We start from the raw sequence: 15,011 nt of genomic DNA on the forward strand, positions 1-15,011 counted from the left end.
CCCTTTTTCCCTAATGGATTAGAAGTAAGCCTTCGGGTAAGTTTCATTTAATGTTCCTAATTGCGGAATTGTTCGGACCGGGGAAGGAAATATGCGAAAAGGTATAACTCGCACTGTGGGCGCCGCTGCGGCGATCTGCACTGCACTTGTGGCTGGCACTGCGTTCGCGGATCAGGGCTATGTCACCAACGAGACCTACGGGGTCCAGAAGGTGCAGCAGGGCGCAACCGTCACCGTCAAGGGCGAGCGCTACATCCCGACCATCTGGATCGATCCGGATGGCTGTGAACACTGGGTCATGGACGATGGTGCCGAGGGTTATATGGACCCCCACCTGCGCCGTGATGGCACCCCCGTGTGCCATGAACGCAACCTGTGCGGCGTGCTGAACACCGACCAGTACTTTGCGACCGATAAGTGGGCAATCAATGCGGGTGGCCGCCAGCGTCTGGAAGAATTCTTCCGCGATGCCGATGCGCGCGCCTACATCATCACGGGCCACACCGACAGCCGCGCCAGCGACGAGTACAACATGAAACTCTCGCTTCGCCGTGCGAATGCGGTGGCAAAGGTTGGTAACTCGGTCGGCGCCCCTGTGATCGACATCCGTGGCTATGGCGAACGTCAGCCCAAGGCCTCGAATGATTCTGCAGAGGGCATGGCGGCGAACCGTCGTGTCGAGATTTTCTGCATCCGGTAACGTGAGGAAGACATGAACGTAATCAAATCCCTGCTTATCGGTTCGTGCGTCCTGTCCCTGGCTGGCTGCGAGGGCGGCACTTGGGAAGGTGGCTTTCTGGGTGGCAACCACGGTGACATGACCCGTGACCGTGGCATCGATTCCAAGGACCTGAGCCAGCTTCAGGCCGGCATCTGGGTTGACCCCAACGGCTGTGACCACTGGATCATCGACGATGGCGTCGAGGGCTATCTGTCCCTGCGTCTGGACAAATACGGCAAGCCCGTCTGTTCCGGTGCCGCCCCGCCGACCTACGCGACCGGCGACTTCAAAGAGGGTGCGACCAAGATTATCGGCGACCCGATCTAAAAATCGCAACTGCTTCAAAATTCACAGGAACCCCGGCCCTTGGTCGGGGTTTTTCATTATGTGTTTGTCACAACCTCGTTCCAAGACTTGCGCGACGCGGAACAACTTGGCAGCATCAAGAAAAGACTTAGCGGAGAGCAACTTGGAAATACGTGCCCCGTCCGCCAGCATAAGAAGTGAGCTGGTCCATGGCTGAATTGTTTATCGAATTCGAAGACAATCGTTTGCTGTCATCGCTTTGCGGCGAATACGACAGACACCTTACCCAGATTGAAAAGGCGCTGACCGTTCAGTTGGTGCGCCGCGGCAATCAAATCACCATCATCGGCGAACAGGAAGGCGTGGATGACGCGCTGGATGTCCTTGAAACGCTCTACGAGCGGCTCGAGACAGGGCGCCCCGTGGAAGCCGCCGATGTGGACCGCGAACTGCGCATGGACACCCATCCGCAGGAAAAAGCGCCATCTCAGCTCGAGATGTTCGGTCGCGGCAACTTCGAGATTAAGACCCGTAAAAAGGTCGTCGAGCCCCGGACAGATGCCCAGAAGGCCTATGTGAAATCGCTGTTCGAACACGAGCTGGCGTTCGGCATCGGGCCCGCGGGTACGGGTAAAACCTATCTGGCTGTGGCGGTCGGCGTGTCGATGTTCATCGACGGCAAGGTCGACAAGATCATCCTGTCCCGTCCTGCCGTTGAGGCGGGCGAACGCTTGGGCTTCTTGCCCGGCGCGATGGAGGACAAGGTCGATCCCTACATGCAGCCGCTTTATGACGCGCTAAACGATTTTCTGCCCGGAAAACAGCTGGCCAAGCTGAAAGAGGAAAAGAAGATCGAGATCGCGCCGTTGGCCTTCATGCGCGGGCGGACCCTGTCGAATGCATTCGTTGTGCTGGACGAGGCGCAGAATGCCACGACCATGCAGATGAAGATGTTCCTGACCCGCTTGGGCGAGGGCAGCCGCATGGTGATCACCGGCGACCGCTCACAGGTGGACTTGCCGCGCGGCGTGCAGTCCGGTCTGGCCCATGCCGAGCAACTGCTCAGCGGGATCAAGGATATCAGCTTCAGCTACTTCACCTCGAGCGATGTCGTGCGTCACCCGCTGGTGCGCGCCATCATTGAGGCGTATGACGAGGACTCGCAGAAGGCGTTCGAACGCCAGCAGCAACGTCAGCAACAACAGTAGGACGAAGCATGATTACCGATTGCGTCATCGAGGACGAGCGCTGGGATGCGGTCGCCCTTGATGATCTGGCCGAACGGGCCGCCGTGGCGGTTCTGGAGCATCTGGATCTGGGCACAGAGGGCTATGAAATTGCCGTTCTGGCCTGTGATGACGCGCGGATTCAAGAGTTGAACGCCGACTTCCGTGACAAGGACAAGGCCACGAACGTGCTGTCGTGGCCTTCCGAAGAACGCGCCCCCGACGAACCGGGCGAAGAGCCCTATTACCCCGAGACCCCCGATCCCGACGGCCCGCCCGAGGAACTGGGGGATATCGCGATTTCCTACGACACCTGCCTGCGCGAGGCGAACGACGCCGAGATCCCGTTCGAGAACCATGTGACGCACCTGATGATACATGCGGTCCTGCACCTGTTGGGGCACGACCACATTGATGACCGGGATGCCACGCTCATGGAAGGAATCGAGACGGAAATACTTGGCAAAATGGGTATTCCTGACCCATATACTATTTGAAGTGGCAGACTGGCCGCGGCTTTCGGAACAGGATTAATGGGCGATACCAACGACGGACCTTCTATGGCAGCGCAGAGCGCGCTTCCGGACGATCAGGATGACAGTACGAATAACGGCGGTTTCCTGAGAAAATTCTTTTCGATTATTGGCCCCTCGGGGGACAGTGCCGACGCGGGCGAAGACACGCCCGAAGGTCCGAATGGCGCTGTCGGTCTGGCGAATTTGCGCCGGATGCGGGTCGAGGATGTGGCCATCCCCAAGGTCGAAATCGTCGCCGTTCCGAACGATATTACTCTGGACGGATTGGTGGATGTGTTCCGCGAAAGCGGCATGTCGCGTTTGCCGGTTTACGAAGGCACGCTGGACACGCCGGTCGGCATGATTCACCTCAAGGACTTTGCACTCAGGCACGGGTTCGGCGCGACCGAGCCGTTCGACATTGCGGGTATGCTGCGGCCTTTGCTGTTTGTGCCGCCATCCATGTCGATCGGGGTGCTGCTGCAGAAGATGCAGACAGAGCGTCGGCACATGGCGCTGGTGATCGACGAATACGGCGGTGTGGACGGTTTGCTGACCATCGAGGACCTGATCGAACAGGTCGTCGGCGAGATCGAAGACGAGCACGACACCGACGATGACCAGTTCTGGACCGCCGAGCCCAACGGTCGCTACATCGTGCTGGCCAAGACGCCTCTGGACGACTTCGAAGAGGAACTGGGCCTGTCCCTGACCGACAACGAAGACGTGGACGCCGAAGAGATCGACACCCTTGGGGGGCTGGTCTTTATGCTGGCGGGGCGCGTGCCTGCGCGTGGCGAGGTGATCCAGCACCCAGCGGGCCTCGAGTTCGAGGTGATTGACGCCGATCCCCGCCGCATCAAACGTCTGCGCGTGCGTCCGACCCCCGAAGGCGGAGTTCCGGCGGAATGACCCCACGCGCGCGGCGCTACCTGAGCCAGTGGGTTCCCCCGCTGGCATCGGGCGCGGTTGCCGCGCTGGGGCAGGCGCCTTTTGGGTTGCTGCCCGCTTTGGCCGTGGGGTTTGCCGCCGGTTTCTGGCTGTGGAGCCGGTGCACCGATGCCCGTCAGGCCGCATGGTTCGGCTGGCGGTTTGGCACGGGATACTTCGCGGTCACGCTGCTGTGGATCGTCGAACCCTTTCTGATTGAACCCGAAGTCTTTGGCTGGATGGCCCCCTTTGCCCTCTTGTTCATGGCGGGCGGGTTGGCGCTGTTCTGGGGCTTGGCCGGTTTCATCGGGCGCAAAGTCGGGGGCAGCGGAATTGCCTATGCCGCGGCCTTGGCCGGGGCCGAGATGCTGCGGGCCTATGTGTTCACGGGGTTCCCTTGGGCGTTGGCGTCGCAGGGGCTGGTGGATTGGGCGGCCTATCAGGCGGCGGCGTGGATCGGGTCCCATGGGGTCAATATCGCGTTTCTGGTCTGGTGCGCGGCTATCCCGCTGGTGATGTCCCGCCGCTGGATCGTGTTCCCCTTGGCCATCACGGCGGCTGCGGGCGTGTTCCTGCCCATCCCCAAAGCTGACACCGAGGGCGCGCCGATCGCCCGCGTGATCCAGCCCAACGCCACACAGGAACTCAAATGGACCGAGGAAAACGTCCGCAAGTTCTTTGACCGGCAGGTGGCACTGACCGCGGTGGAAACGGAGCAGAAACCCGATTTGGTGGTCTGGCCTGAAACCGCTGTGCCTTTCCTGCTGGAATACGCTGATCCGGCGCTTGGATATGCTGCGGCCCGTGCCCATGGGGCCGAGCTTTTGGTCGGGATACAGCGGTCGGATGGGTACCACTATTACAACTCGGCGGTGGTGGTGACCCCCGAGGGCAAGGTGGACGCGGTCTACGACAAATACCATCTGGTGCCCTTTGGCGAATACATGCCCTTTCAGGCGCTGTTTGACCGCTACGGGATCACCGGTTTGGCGGCCATCGGGGTGGGGGGCTATAGCGCCGGAACCGGCCCGATGCTGGTGACCGCGCCGGGGATCGGCAAGGTGCTGCCCCTGATCTGCTACGAGGCGATCTTTCCCCAGAACATCTTTTCGGCGCCTCGGCCGGATGTGATTGTCCACCTGACGAATGACGCGTGGTTCGGGAAATTCTCGGGGCCCTATCAGCATCTGGCCATCGTGCGGATGCGCGCGATCGAGAGTGGTCTTTCCGTGATCCGGTCGGCCAATACCGGCATTTCGGCTGTGATTGACCCCTATGGTAACGTGCTTGGCTCCATTCCCTTGGGGCAGCAGGGGCTGCTGGATATGCCCGTTCCGCCTGCTCGAAAGGCTACGCTGTATAGCAGAACTGGGGATTGGCTGGGATTGCTCTTGATTTTAATGATAGTTGCAACAGCTTTCCGGTTTCGCGGTCCGATTTCCGTTGACGCGGATGCGGCAGAGGCTTAGGCCACCCTTCATATTCCTGTCACAACGGCTTCCTGGCGTGACAGGCGACATCTAATGGAGCACTTCAATGACCAGGCAGAATTACATCTTCACCTCGGAATCGGTCTCCGAGGGGCATCCCGACAAGGTGTGTGACCGGATTTCCGACGCAGTGCTGGACGCGCTTCTGGCCGAAGAGGCCAACGCCCGCGTGGCGTGCGAGACCTTTGCCACCAGCGGCATGGTCGTCATCGGCGGCGAAGTGGGGCTGACTGATCAGGACGCACTGAAAAACTATATGGGCAAGATCAGCCAGATCGCCCGCGACTGTATCCGTGACATCGGCTACGAGCAGGAGAAGTTCCACTGGAACACCTGCCACGTGCAGAACTTCTTGCACGAGCAGTCGGCGCATATCGCGCAGGGTGTGGACCGTGACGGGGCAGGCGATCAGGGGATCATGTTCGGTTTCGCGACCAACGAAACCCCCGAGTTGATGCCCGCACCGATCCAGTACGCCCATGCGGTTCTGCGCCGCTTGGCCGAGGTCCGCAAGGATGGCACCGAGCCGACCCTGCGTCCTGATGCGAAATCGCAAATCTCGTTGCGGTACGAGGGCGGCAAGCCCGTCGAGGTGACCTCGATCGTGCTGTCGCACCAGCACTCGGACATCAACCAGACCAGCGACGACATCCGCGCAATCGTAGAGCCCTACATCCGGGAGATCATCCCCGCAGAGCTGCTGACCGAGAACACCGAGTGGTGGGTGAACCCCACCGGGACCTTCGTGATCGGCGGCCCTGATGGCGACGCGGGCCTGACCGGCCGCAAGATCATCGTGGACACCTATGGCGGCGCGGCCCCCCATGGCGGCGGTGCGTTCAGCGGCAAAGACCCGACCAAGGTGGACCGCTCGGCGGCCTATGCGGCGCGTTATCTGGCGAAGAACATCGTGGCGGCTGGTCTGGCGGACAAATGCACCCTGCAGGTCAGCTATGCGATCGGTGTGGCCAAGCCCTTGTCGATCTACGTGGACTTCCACGGCACCGGCAAGATCGAGGAGGCCGCCATCGAGGCTGCGATCCCCCGCGTGATGGACCTGTCGCCCCGCGGCATCCGTACCCATCTGGACCTGAACAAGCCGATCTATTCGCGCACCGCGGCCTACGGTCACTTTGGCCGCGCGCCCGAAGAGGACGGCGGTTTCAGCTGGGAGCGCACCGATCTGGTCGACGCTCTGACCCGCGCGATCCGCTGATTTCCGGCGGGATCAAGGTATGCGGACGGGGCCCCTTGTGGGCCCTGTTTCGTTTTTGAGTATTTAAGGCAAAAAGAAGCTGGGGCTTGTTTTGGGCGAGGCGCGGCTTTATTGGGCAGGGCCATGAGCGAAGAGACACCGAAAACACACCCCAGTGGCGCCCCTTGGCGCAATTTTTATGGCCGGTTCAAGGGTAAGACCCTGCGACCGAACCATAAGGAATTTCTGGAAGAGGATCTGGAGCCTTTGTCGCCCGGTCCCGTGGGTTGGGACGTGAACCCGAACCGCGAAAAGCTGGATGTGGAGGCCATGTTCGATGGTCGCCCCTTGTGGTTGGAGATCGGGTTCGGGGGCGGCGAGCATCTGGTGCACATGGCCAAGACCTATCCCGATATGGGGATCATCGGGTGCGAGCCGTTCATCAACGGTGTTGCCATGCTTCTGGGGAAAATCCGCGAGGCTGGGGTGACCAACTTGAAGGTGCACCCCGGGGATGCGCGTGATCTGTTTGACGTGCTGCCCGATGGCTGCGTTGAGAAGGCGTTTCTGAACTATCCCGATCCGTGGCCCAAGAAGCGCCACCATCGCCGCCGGTTCGTGACCCAAGAGCACTTGCAGCCCTTAGCGCAGGTGATGGCGCGGGGGGCCGAGTTCCGTGTGGCCACCGATATTCCCGACTATGTCCGCCAGACCATGCAAGAGGTCCCGCAGGCCGGTTTCGAATGGCTGGCCGAGGGGCCTGCTGATTGGCGCGAGCCTTGGGGCGACTGGATTTCCACGCGCTACGAGCAGAAGGCTCTGCGCGAGGGGCGCACGCCCCATTACATGACTTTCCGTCGCCGCTGAGGGCGATAGACCAGGCCCTTTGTTTGCGATAACAGAAGGGCGGATTGATTGAACGAGGAACGCCCGATGTCTGCACATGGCACGCCCATCCCGATGACCGCCTATGCCTCTGGTCCCCTGACCGGGGCGGCCCATGTTCCGGGGGACAAGTCGATCAGCCACCGTTCGCTGATCCTTGGGGCGATGGCCGTGGGCGAGACCCGCATCAGCGGTCTGCTGGAAGGGCAGGACGTTCTGGATACCGCCAAGGCGATGCAGGCTTTTGGCGCCGAGGTGACCAACCACGGCGGTGGTAACTGGTCGGTCAAGGGTGTGGGCGTTGGCGGATTTGCCGAGCCTGACAATGTGATCGACTGCGGGAACTCTGGCACTGGCGTGCGTCTGATCATGGGCGCGATGGCGACTTGCCCGATCACCGTGACCTTTACCGGCGATGCCAGCTTGAACAAGCGTCCGATGGCCCGTGTGACCGACCCGATCGCGCTGTTTGGCGCGCAGTCGGTGGGTCGTAGCGGCGGCCGTCTGCCCATGACCATCGTTGGCGCGGCTGATCCGGTGCCGGTGCGCTATACCGTTCCGATGCCTTCGGCTCAGGTGAAGTCGGCGGTTCTGCTGGCCGGCTTGAACGTGCCGGGCGAGACTGTGGTCATCGAGAAAGAAGCCACACGCGACCATACCGAGCGGATGCTGGCAGGCTTTGGCGCCGAGATTTCGACCGTGGAAACCGAAGAGGGCCGCGTGATCACCCTGAAGGGCCAGCCCGAGCTGAAGCCTCAGGACATCACCGTGCCGCGCGATCCGTCGTCAGCGGCGTTCCCCGTGTGTGCGGCGCTGCTGGTGCCCGGCTCGGACGTTGTGATCCCGAATATCGGTCTGAACCCGACCCGCGCCGGTCTGTTCACCACGCTGCGCGAGATGGGCGCGGACCTGACCTATGAGAACGAGCGTGTCGAGGGCGGCGAGCCTATGGCCGACCTCCGTGCGAAATACTCGCCCAACATGAAGGGCATCACTGTACCGCCCGAGCGCGCGGCCTCGATGATCGACGAATATCCGATCCTGTCGGTGGTTGCCGCGAACGCAACCGGCGAGACCGTGATGCGCGGCGTCAAGGAACTGCGCGTCAAGGAAAGCGACCGCATTGATGCAATGGCCAAGGGCCTGCGCGCCAACGGGGTCGAGGTCGAAGAGGGCGAGGATTGGTGGATCGTCAAAGGCGTTGGTGCGGGCAATGTGGCCGGTGGTGCCACCTGCGCGACCCATTTGGATCACCGCATCGCGATGTCGTTCCTGATTGCGGGCCTGTGCAGTAAGGCTCCGGTCAGTGTGGATGACGGTGGCGCGATTGCCACCAGCTTCCCGATCTTCGAGGGGCTGATGAAAGACTTGGGCGCAGATATCAAGCGCACGTAAATTTCAGGGGGCGGTCCGGTGGGGCCGCCCCTGTTCGTTTCGGGGGGCGGAATGGCGACGGGATCGTGTTTGTGCGGCGGCGTGCGGTATCAGGTCGAGGGGCCGATGGGGCCGACCTTTGGCTGCCACTGTTCGCAGTGTCGCAAGACCAGCGGGAATTTCGTGACCGCTTTTTTCGCGCCGCGTAACGGTGTGACGATCCATGGCGAGGTGCGGTGGTATCAGAGTTCGGCCACGGGGCGGCGGGGATTTTGCCCGACCTGCGGCGGCCAGATGTTCTGGGATGGGGGCCATCCCGATCTGGAAATCCACGCCGGATCGCTGGATGGGGACGCGCCCAAGCTGGCCTATCACATCTATTGTGCGGACAAGGCGGGGTTCTACCGGATCACCGACGGGTTGCCGCAATTCGCCGCCGAGGCAGAAGACGGGGACGCGCAGGCTTGAGGCCACGCGCAAGCTGCGCTAGGACATGGGTCCGCATTTCAGGAGGCACAGATGTTCACAGTGGCGATTGACGGACCGGCAGCTTCGGGCAAAGGCACCATTTCCCGCGCGATTGCGGCCCATTTCGGGTTCGCCCATCTGGACACCGGCCTGTTGTACCGCGCCACGGGGCGCAAGACCCTGAACGGCACCCCCGCGCTGGAAGCGGCGCAAACCTTGGTGGCCGAGGATCTGCAAGGGGACGAGCTGCGCTCGCCCGAGGTGGCTCAGGCTGCCAGCAAGGTCGCGGCGATGCCCGAGGTGCGCAAGGCTTTGGTCGATTTCCAGCGTGCGTTTGCCCAGCGGGCAGGGGGCGCGGTTCTGGACGGGCGCGACATTGGCACCGTGATTTGTCCCGATGCCGAGGTGAAGCTGTTCGTCACCGCCAGCGATCAGGTCCGAGCCGAGCGCCGTTGGAAGGAACTGACCTTCAAAGGGCATAAGGTGACCGTGGATGAGGTGATGGCGGACCTGCAGGAACGGGACCGCCGTGACAGCACCCGCGCGGACGCCCCGATGAAGGCCGCCGATGACGCGCTGCAACTGGACACCACCACCCTGTCGATCGAAGAGGCCGTCGCCGAAGCCGTCAAGCGCATCGAGGCCCGTCAGGCCGAGTTGGCCAAGCTCTGATCCAGCCGGATTTGCATGTCGCGGCAGGGCTCTGTTTCTTTGAAATAGGGATCGCCAAAGGCCTCTAGACCAAAGCGCGCGTAAAACCCGCTGGCACTGGCGCGGGCGCTCAGCCACAGACGGCGCGCGCCGGATGCGCGGGCGCGGTCCAGTGCTGCGGTGAACAGGGCGCTGCCGATCCCCTGATTTTGCCGGTCCGGACGGGTGGCGAATTTGCGCAGGCGGATGTCGGTCCCTTCGGCAAACAGGGACAGAACGCAGACCAGTTCGTCCCCCTCATAGGCGCCCAAATGCAGGGCCGACTCGTCTCCTGGCACGCGGCTGAAGTCCGCTGGATGGTCTGGCCACAACACGCGGTGGCGCAGGGGCAGGGCGGTCTCGGCGTCGATTTCTACGATTTGCAGGGACATTTCGGTTCGTTTCATCCAATTGTGCTTGGGGGGGCGCTTGCCTCAGAGGGCGAAATCGCTTATCTCGCGCCTCGTCTATACGGCAAAGACCAGACTCTGACAGGGGCAGGTTTCAAAAACCGGCCTCTTCTCGTTTGTAAAACGGCCAACACGACCAACCCAAAGACCGGCGGAGACAACCGCTCGGCCAGCATAACGTTAGTAAAAGGAAAACGGACGCCATGGCGAACGCAATGATGGAGGAATTCGAAGCCCTCCTGCAAGAAAGCTTCGAAATCGACACCCCCGAAGAAGGTTCGGTTGTCAAAGGCAAGGTTATCGCGATCGAAGCGGGCCAGGCCATCATCGACGTAGGCTACAAAATGGAAGGCCGCGTTGATCTGAAAGAATTCGCAAACCCCGGCGAAGCTCCTGAAATCGCAGTCGGCGACGAAGTAGAAGTGTTCCTGCGCTCTGCTGAAAACGCCCGCGGCGAAGCTGTTATCTCGCGCGAGATGGCACGCCGTGAAGAAGCATGGGACCGCCTGGAAAAAGCATACGCAGACGACGCGCGCGTCGACGGCGCGATCTTTGGCCGCGTCAAAGGTGGCTTCACTGTGGACCTGGGTGGCGCAGTTGCGTTCCTGCCCGGCTCGCAAGTTGACGTACGCCCCGTACGTGACGCAGGCCCGCTGATGGGTCTGAAGCAGCCCTTCCAGATCCTGAAAATGGACCGTCGTCGTGGCAACATCGTTGTGTCGCGTCGCGCCATCCTGGAAGAGTCGCGCGCCGAGCAGCGTGCAGAAGTTATCGGCAACCTCACCGAAGGTCAGGCTGTCGAGGGTGTTGTCAAGAACATCACCGAGTACGGTGCATTCGTTGACCTGGGCGGCGTAGACGGCCTGCTGCACGTCACCGACATGGCATGGCGCCGTGTGAACCACCCGAGCGAGATCCTGGCGATCGGCGAAACCGTCAAGGTTCAGGTCATCAAGATCAACAAAGACACCCACCGCATCAGCCTGGGCATGAAGCAGCTGCAAGCCGATCCGTGGGATTCGGTTGCTTCGAAGTACCCGCTGGAGTCGGTACACACCGGCCGCGTCACCAACATCACCGATTACGGTGCGTTCGTGGAGCTGGAGCCCGGCGTCGAAGGTCTGGTACACGTTTCGGAAATGTCGTGGACCAAGAAAAACGTACACCCCGGCAAGATCGTTTCGACCTCGCAGGAAGTCGAAGTCATGGTTCTGGAAATCGACGAGTCCAAGCGTCGCGTTTCGCTGGGCCTCAAGCAGTGCATGCGCAACCCCTGGGAAGTCTTTGCTGAGACCCACCCCGAGGGCACCGTTGTCGAAGGCGAAGTCAAGAACATCACCGAATTCGGTCTGTTCATCGGCCTCGAAGGCGACATCGACGGCATGGTTCACCTGTCGGACCTCACCTGGGAAGGCCGTGGCGAAGACGTTATCGGCGAATACAACAAGGGCGACATCGTCAAAGCTGTTGTTTCGGAAGTCGACGTCGAGAAAGAGCGCATTTCGCTGTCCGTCAAAGCAGTTGATGGCGACCCGTTTGCAGAAGCAATCGGCGGCGTGAAGCGTGGCTCGGTGATCACCGTTGAAGTCACCGCGATCGAAGAAGGCGGCATCGAGGTCGAGTACGAAGGCATGAAGTCGTTCATCCGTCGTTCGGACCTGTCGCGTGACCGCGCAGACCAGCGTCCCGAGCGCTTCTCGGTTGGCGACAAGGTCGACGTTCGCGTCACCAACGTCGACAACAAGTCGCGTCGTCTGGGCCTGTCGATCAAAGCTCGCGAGATCGCAGAAGAGAAAGAAGCCGTCGAACAGTTCGGCAGCTCGGACTCGGGTGCATCGCTGGGTGATATCCTTGGCGCAGCGCTGAAGGGCAACGAGTAATCCTCGCTTCCTTTTCCAAAGCTTACCGGGCCCCGCAGGTTTTCCTGCGGGGCTTTTTCGTTGTTGATTCGCCCGCTTAACAACCGAATGTGTAGTTTCTGTGCTGCGGCATCCCGCGAAAATCGGCTTTACGCAGGGGAAACAGACTAATTTTCGGGCTACTTCTGCGATTTTGTTTCGTTTTCAGGTATTTGACCCTATTATCAGATATACGAGATATATGGCTGGCGAGGGGGAGACATCTGATGATCCGTTCGGAACTCATTCAGATCATTGCCGACGAAAATCCGCATCTGTACCAGCGCGATGTCGAGCGCATCGTGAATACAGTGTTCGAAGAAATCACCGAGGCCATGGCCCGCGGAGACCGGGTCGAACTGCGAGGCTTTGGTGCATTTTCAGTGAAAAAGCGCGATGCGCGCACAGGTCGCAATCCTCGGACCGGTGAAACGGTTGATGTCGAGGAGAAGTTCGTGCCATTTTTCAAGACCGGCAAGCTGCTGCGTGACCGGCTCAATGGCCTTGAAAATACTGAAGAAGAATAATGATCCGTTATATCCGTTATGCATTTCTGGCCGCGATCGCGGTCTGTCTGGTGGCCGTTGCGGCCGCCAACCGCGACACCGTCACCCTGAACCTGCTGCCACAGGATCTGGCTGACGTTGCGGCTTGGAACTTCTCGATCCAGTTGCCCCTGTTCCTGGTGATCTTTGCCAGCGTCATCGCGGGCCTGCTGATCGGGTTCTTCTGGGAGTGGATGCGCGAGCACAAGCACCGCGCCGAAGCGACCCGTCACAAGAAAGTGGCGCAGAACCTGAACCGCGAAGTCGAAAAGCTGCGCGGTGAAAAGCATGCGGGCAAGGACGAGGTTCTGGCTCTGCTGGAGGCCAAGGGCTGAGACCATGCCCTCGGGAATCAGAGTTAAGATCTGCGGTCTGAGCACCGTAGAAGACGTGCGCGCCGTGGCCGATGCTGGGGCGCGCTACGTTGGTTTTGTGTTCTTTGCCAAAAGCCCGCGCAACGTGACCATCGAACAAGCCCGTGAATTGGCGCTCGAGGTGCCTTTGGGCGTGGCCAAGGTGGCGCTGACCGTGAACGCGGACAACGCCCTGCTGGACGCCATCACAGAGGCTGTGCCGCTGGATATGATCCAGTTGCACGGGTCCGAAAGCCCCGAGCGGGTGGCCGAGGTCAAGGCGCGCTATGGCTTGCCGGTGATGAAGGCGCTTGGCGTTGCCGATGCCGAAGACCTGCCCAAAATCGCCGATTACGAGACGGTTGCGGACCAGCTCTTGATCGACGCAAAGCCGCCCAAGGGCGCGGATTTGCCAGGTGGCAACGGGCTGGCCTTTGACTGGCGTTTGCTGGAGGGCCGCGAATGGGCGGTGCCGTGGATGCTGGCAGGGGGCCTGCACCCCGAGAACGTGGCCGAGGCGATTGCCCGCACCGGCGCCCGTCAGGTGGACGTGTCGTCCGGCGTCGAAAGCGCGCCGGGGGTCAAGGATGCCGCCAAAATCACCGCTTTCGTACAGGCCGCACTGGCCTGATCCGGCGCATTGTGGGGCCCCGTTCGCAGGGGCCGCACATTTCGCCGCTTTTCGCTGGAAATGCCGCCCTTTGTTGCATATCCACGTGCAAAATCTCAGTTGAAAGGCGCCCGAGATGAATGATCTTTTCAACAGCTTCATGACCGGACCCGATGAAAAAGGCCGTTTCGGCCAGTTCGGTGGACGCTTCGTGTCGGAAACGTTGATGCCGCTGATCCTCGAACTGGAGGCCCAGTACGAGCGTGCCAAAACCGATCCCGAATTCTGGGCCGAGATGGACTATCTGTGGAAACACTATGTGGGCCGTCCGTCGCCCCTGTATTTCGCAGAGCGCCTGACCGAAGAGCTTGGCGGGGCCAAGGTGTACTTCAAGCGCGACGAGCTGAACCACACCGGCGCCCACAAGATCAACAACGTGCTGGGTCAGATCATTCTGGCGCGCCGCATGGGCAAGACCCGCATCATCGCGGAAACCGGTGCCGGCCAGCACGGCGTTGCGACCGCGACCGTTTGTGCGAAATTTGGTCTGAAATGCGTTGTTTATATGGGCGCGCACGACGTTGAGCGTCAGAAGCCCAACGTGTTCCGCATGCGCCTTCTGGGGGCTGACGTGATCCCCGTGACCAGCGGCCGTGGCACCCTGAAGGACGCCATGAACGATGCGCTGCGCGACTGGGTGACCAACGTCAACGAGACCTTCTACTGCATCGGCACCGTGGCCGGTCCGCACCCCTATCCGGCGATGGTTCGCGACTTCCAGTCGATCATCGGCAAGGAAACCCGTGAACAGATCATGGAAGCCGAAGGCCGTCTGCCCGACACTCTGGTCGCGGCGATCGGTGGCGGTTCCAACGCGATGGGCCTGTTTTATCCGTTCCTCGACGATGCCAGCGTGAACATCATCGGCGTCGAAGCGGGCGGCAAAGGCGTGGACGAGAAGATGGAGCACTGCGCGTCGCTGACCGGCGGTCGCCCCGGCGTGCTGCACGGCAACCGCACCTATCTGCTGCAGGACGAGGATGGCCAAATCCTTGAAGGGCATAGCATTTCGGCGGGTCTGGACTATCCGGGCATCGGGCCGGAGCACAGCTGGCTGCACGAAACCGGCCGCGCCAAATACGTGTCGATCACCGACAAAGAGGCGCTGGGCGCGTTCGAGCTGTCCTGCCGGACCGAGGGCATTATCCCCGCGCTGGAGCCCTGCCACGCGCTGGCACATGTGGCCAAGATCGCACCGACCCTGCCCAAGGATCACCTGCTGGTCATGAACATGTGTGGCCGCGGCGACAAAGACATCTTTACCGTCGCACGCCATCTGGGTGTGAACATCGCCGGCTCCGAGGGCCGCGATCTGGGTTAACAAACCCTGACACC

Annotated in this window: 17 protein-coding genes and 1 riboswitch; of the genes, 16 read left to right on the forward strand and 1 reads right to left on the reverse strand. The window is 61.2% G+C overall.

All coding sequences use genetic code 11. From position 1 onward, the window contains the following. Positions 1 to 91: 91 nt before the first annotated feature. The 11 genes from HJ536_RS17190 (at position 92) to cmk (ending at position 9,782) form a co-directional block, all read left to right on the forward strand. On the forward strand, positions 92 to 700 hold the full coding sequence (locus HJ536_RS17190; RefSeq protein ID WP_176855920.1) for an OmpA family protein: 609 nt from the start codon (positions 92 to 94) through the stop codon (positions 698 to 700). Between the two features lie 12 nt (positions 701 to 712). Beyond that, positions 713 to 1,048 (forward strand): hypothetical protein, encoded by a 336-nt coding sequence (locus tag HJ536_RS17195; protein ID WP_177158675.1) that lies wholly within the window; start codon positions 713 to 715, stop codon positions 1,046 to 1,048. A gap of 188 nt (positions 1,049 to 1,236) precedes the next feature. After that, on the forward strand, positions 1,237 to 2,235 hold the full coding sequence (locus tag HJ536_RS17200; RefSeq protein ID WP_176855922.1) for a PhoH family protein: 999 nt from the start codon (positions 1,237 to 1,239) through the stop codon (positions 2,233 to 2,235). Between the two features lie 8 nt (positions 2,236 to 2,243). Continuing rightward, positions 2,244 to 2,750, forward strand: coding sequence for an rRNA maturation RNase YbeY (gene ybeY / locus HJ536_RS17205; protein WP_177158676.1), 507 nt, complete (start codon positions 2,244 to 2,246; stop codon positions 2,748 to 2,750). 36 nt (positions 2,751 to 2,786) lie between these two features. Further along, positions 2,787 to 3,680 (forward strand): hemolysin family protein, encoded by an 894-nt coding sequence (locus HJ536_RS17210; RefSeq protein ID WP_177158677.1) that lies wholly within the window; start codon positions 2,787 to 2,789, stop codon positions 3,678 to 3,680. Then, a complete protein-coding gene (gene lnt / locus HJ536_RS17215; protein WP_177158678.1) occupies positions 3,677 to 5,167 on the forward strand; it encodes an apolipoprotein N-acyltransferase in 1,491 nt (496 codons plus the stop codon). Before HJ536_RS17210 ends, lnt begins: the two co-directional genes overlap by 4 nt. 13 nt (positions 5,168 to 5,180) lie before the next feature. Then, positions 5,181 to 5,229: riboswitch (SAM-SAH riboswitch) on the forward strand. Positions 5,230 to 5,234: 5 nt separating this feature from the next. After that, complete coding sequence (gene metK / locus HJ536_RS17220; protein ID WP_177158679.1) at positions 5,235 to 6,404, forward strand: methionine adenosyltransferase; 1,170 nt, start codon at positions 5,235 to 5,237, stop codon at positions 6,402 to 6,404. A 123-nt stretch (positions 6,405 to 6,527) separates the two neighbouring features. Continuing rightward, entirely contained in the window at positions 6,528 to 7,250 is a 723-nt protein-coding gene (trmB, locus tag HJ536_RS17225; protein WP_177158680.1) for a tRNA (guanosine(46)-N7)-methyltransferase TrmB, read from the forward strand. 66 nt (positions 7,251 to 7,316) lie between these two features. Next, positions 7,317 to 8,663, forward strand: a complete 1,347-nt coding sequence (aroA, locus tag HJ536_RS17230; protein ID WP_177158681.1) for a 3-phosphoshikimate 1-carboxyvinyltransferase — start codon at positions 7,317 to 7,319, stop codon at positions 8,661 to 8,663. A 51-nt stretch (positions 8,664 to 8,714) separates the two neighbouring features. Beyond that, positions 8,715 to 9,110 (forward strand): GFA family protein, encoded by a 396-nt coding sequence (locus HJ536_RS17235; RefSeq protein WP_177158682.1) that lies wholly within the window; start codon positions 8,715 to 8,717, stop codon positions 9,108 to 9,110. Between the two features lie 51 nt (positions 9,111 to 9,161). Continuing rightward, a complete protein-coding gene (gene cmk / locus HJ536_RS17240) occupies positions 9,162 to 9,782 on the forward strand; it encodes a (d)CMP kinase (protein WP_176855930.1) in 621 nt (206 codons plus the stop codon). Here the strand turns inward: cmk and HJ536_RS17245 are convergent. After that, entirely contained in the window at positions 9,758 to 10,207 is a 450-nt protein-coding gene (locus HJ536_RS17245; protein ID WP_228028773.1) for a GNAT family N-acetyltransferase, read from the reverse strand. The genes cmk and HJ536_RS17245 overlap by 25 nt on opposite strands. A 206-nt stretch (positions 10,208 to 10,413) precedes the next feature. Here HJ536_RS17245 and rpsA point away from each other — a divergent pair, with 206 nt between their 5' ends. The 5 genes from rpsA (at position 10,414) to trpB (ending at position 14,997) form a co-directional block, all read left to right on the forward strand. Beyond that, positions 10,414 to 12,090, forward strand: a complete 1,677-nt coding sequence (rpsA, locus tag HJ536_RS17250; RefSeq protein ID WP_177158683.1) for a 30S ribosomal protein S1 — start codon at positions 10,414 to 10,416, stop codon at positions 12,088 to 12,090. Positions 12,091 to 12,335: 245 nt separating this feature from the next. Continuing rightward, complete coding sequence (ihfB, locus tag HJ536_RS17255) at positions 12,336 to 12,635, forward strand: integration host factor subunit beta (protein WP_176855932.1); 300 nt, start codon at positions 12,336 to 12,338, stop codon at positions 12,633 to 12,635. Further along, the gene (locus HJ536_RS17260) at positions 12,635 to 12,988 is read left to right on the forward strand and encodes a LapA family protein (protein ID WP_194245136.1); all 354 of its coding nucleotides are present in this window, start codon (positions 12,635 to 12,637) and stop codon (positions 12,986 to 12,988) included. Before ihfB ends, HJ536_RS17260 begins: the two co-directional genes overlap by 1 nt. Positions 12,989 to 12,992: 4 nt before the next feature. Next, the gene (locus tag HJ536_RS17265) at positions 12,993 to 13,637 is read left to right on the forward strand and encodes a phosphoribosylanthranilate isomerase (protein ID WP_177158684.1); all 645 of its coding nucleotides are present in this window, start codon (positions 12,993 to 12,995) and stop codon (positions 13,635 to 13,637) included. A gap of 115 nt (positions 13,638 to 13,752) precedes the next feature. Continuing rightward, positions 13,753 to 14,997, forward strand: a complete 1,245-nt coding sequence (gene trpB / locus HJ536_RS17270; RefSeq protein WP_177158685.1) for a tryptophan synthase subunit beta — start codon at positions 13,753 to 13,755, stop codon at positions 14,995 to 14,997. Positions 14,998 to 15,011: the final 14 nt, after the last annotated feature.

It is taken from the genome of Donghicola mangrovi (genome assembly GCF_013377535.1).
GTDB lineage: Bacteria > Pseudomonadota > Alphaproteobacteria > Rhodobacterales > Rhodobacteraceae > Donghicola > Donghicola mangrovi.

Excerpts from the sequence above, each read along its gene's own strand:
- HJ536_RS17190 (WP_176855920.1), top strand. The coding sequence starts at position 92 with ATGCGAAAAGGTATAACTCGCACTGTGGGCGCCGCTGCGGCGATCTGC.
- lnt (WP_177158678.1), top strand. The coding sequence starts at position 3,677 with ATGACCCCACGCGCGCGGCGCTACCTGAGCCAGTGGGTTCCCCCGCTG.
- aroA (WP_177158681.1), top strand. The coding sequence starts at position 7,317 with ATGTCTGCACATGGCACGCCCATCCCGATGACCGCCTATGCCTCTGGT.
- HJ536_RS17265 (WP_177158684.1), top strand. The coding sequence starts at position 12,993 with ATGCCCTCGGGAATCAGAGTTAAGATCTGCGGTCTGAGCACCGTAGAA.
- HJ536_RS17260 (WP_194245136.1), top strand. The coding sequence starts at position 12,635 with ATGATCCGTTATATCCGTTATGCATTTCTGGCCGCGATCGCGGTCTGT.
- trpB (WP_177158685.1), top strand. The coding sequence starts at position 13,753 with ATGAATGATCTTTTCAACAGCTTCATGACCGGACCCGATGAAAAAGGC.
- HJ536_RS17210 (WP_177158677.1), top strand. The coding sequence starts at position 2,787 with ATGGGCGATACCAACGACGGACCTTCTATGGCAGCGCAGAGCGCGCTT.
- HJ536_RS17195 (WP_177158675.1), top strand. The coding sequence starts at position 713 with ATGAACGTAATCAAATCCCTGCTTATCGGTTCGTGCGTCCTGTCCCTG.
- HJ536_RS17235 (WP_177158682.1), top strand. The coding sequence starts at position 8,715 with ATGGCGACGGGATCGTGTTTGTGCGGCGGCGTGCGGTATCAGGTCGAG.
- trmB (WP_177158680.1), top strand. The coding sequence starts at position 6,528 with ATGAGCGAAGAGACACCGAAAACACACCCCAGTGGCGCCCCTTGGCGC.
- ybeY (WP_177158676.1), top strand. The coding sequence starts at position 2,244 with ATGATTACCGATTGCGTCATCGAGGACGAGCGCTGGGATGCGGTCGCC.
- HJ536_RS17200 (WP_176855922.1), top strand. The coding sequence starts at position 1,237 with ATGGCTGAATTGTTTATCGAATTCGAAGACAATCGTTTGCTGTCATCG.
- rpsA (WP_177158683.1), top strand. The coding sequence starts at position 10,414 with ATGGCGAACGCAATGATGGAGGAATTCGAAGCCCTCCTGCAAGAAAGC.
- ihfB (WP_176855932.1), top strand. The coding sequence starts at position 12,336 with ATGATCCGTTCGGAACTCATTCAGATCATTGCCGACGAAAATCCGCAT.
- metK (WP_177158679.1), top strand. The coding sequence starts at position 5,235 with ATGACCAGGCAGAATTACATCTTCACCTCGGAATCGGTCTCCGAGGGG.
- HJ536_RS17245 (WP_228028773.1), bottom strand. The coding sequence starts at position 10,207 with ATGAAACGAACCGAAATGTCCCTGCAAATCGTAGAAATCGACGCCGAG.
- cmk (WP_176855930.1), top strand. The coding sequence starts at position 9,162 with ATGTTCACAGTGGCGATTGACGGACCGGCAGCTTCGGGCAAAGGCACC.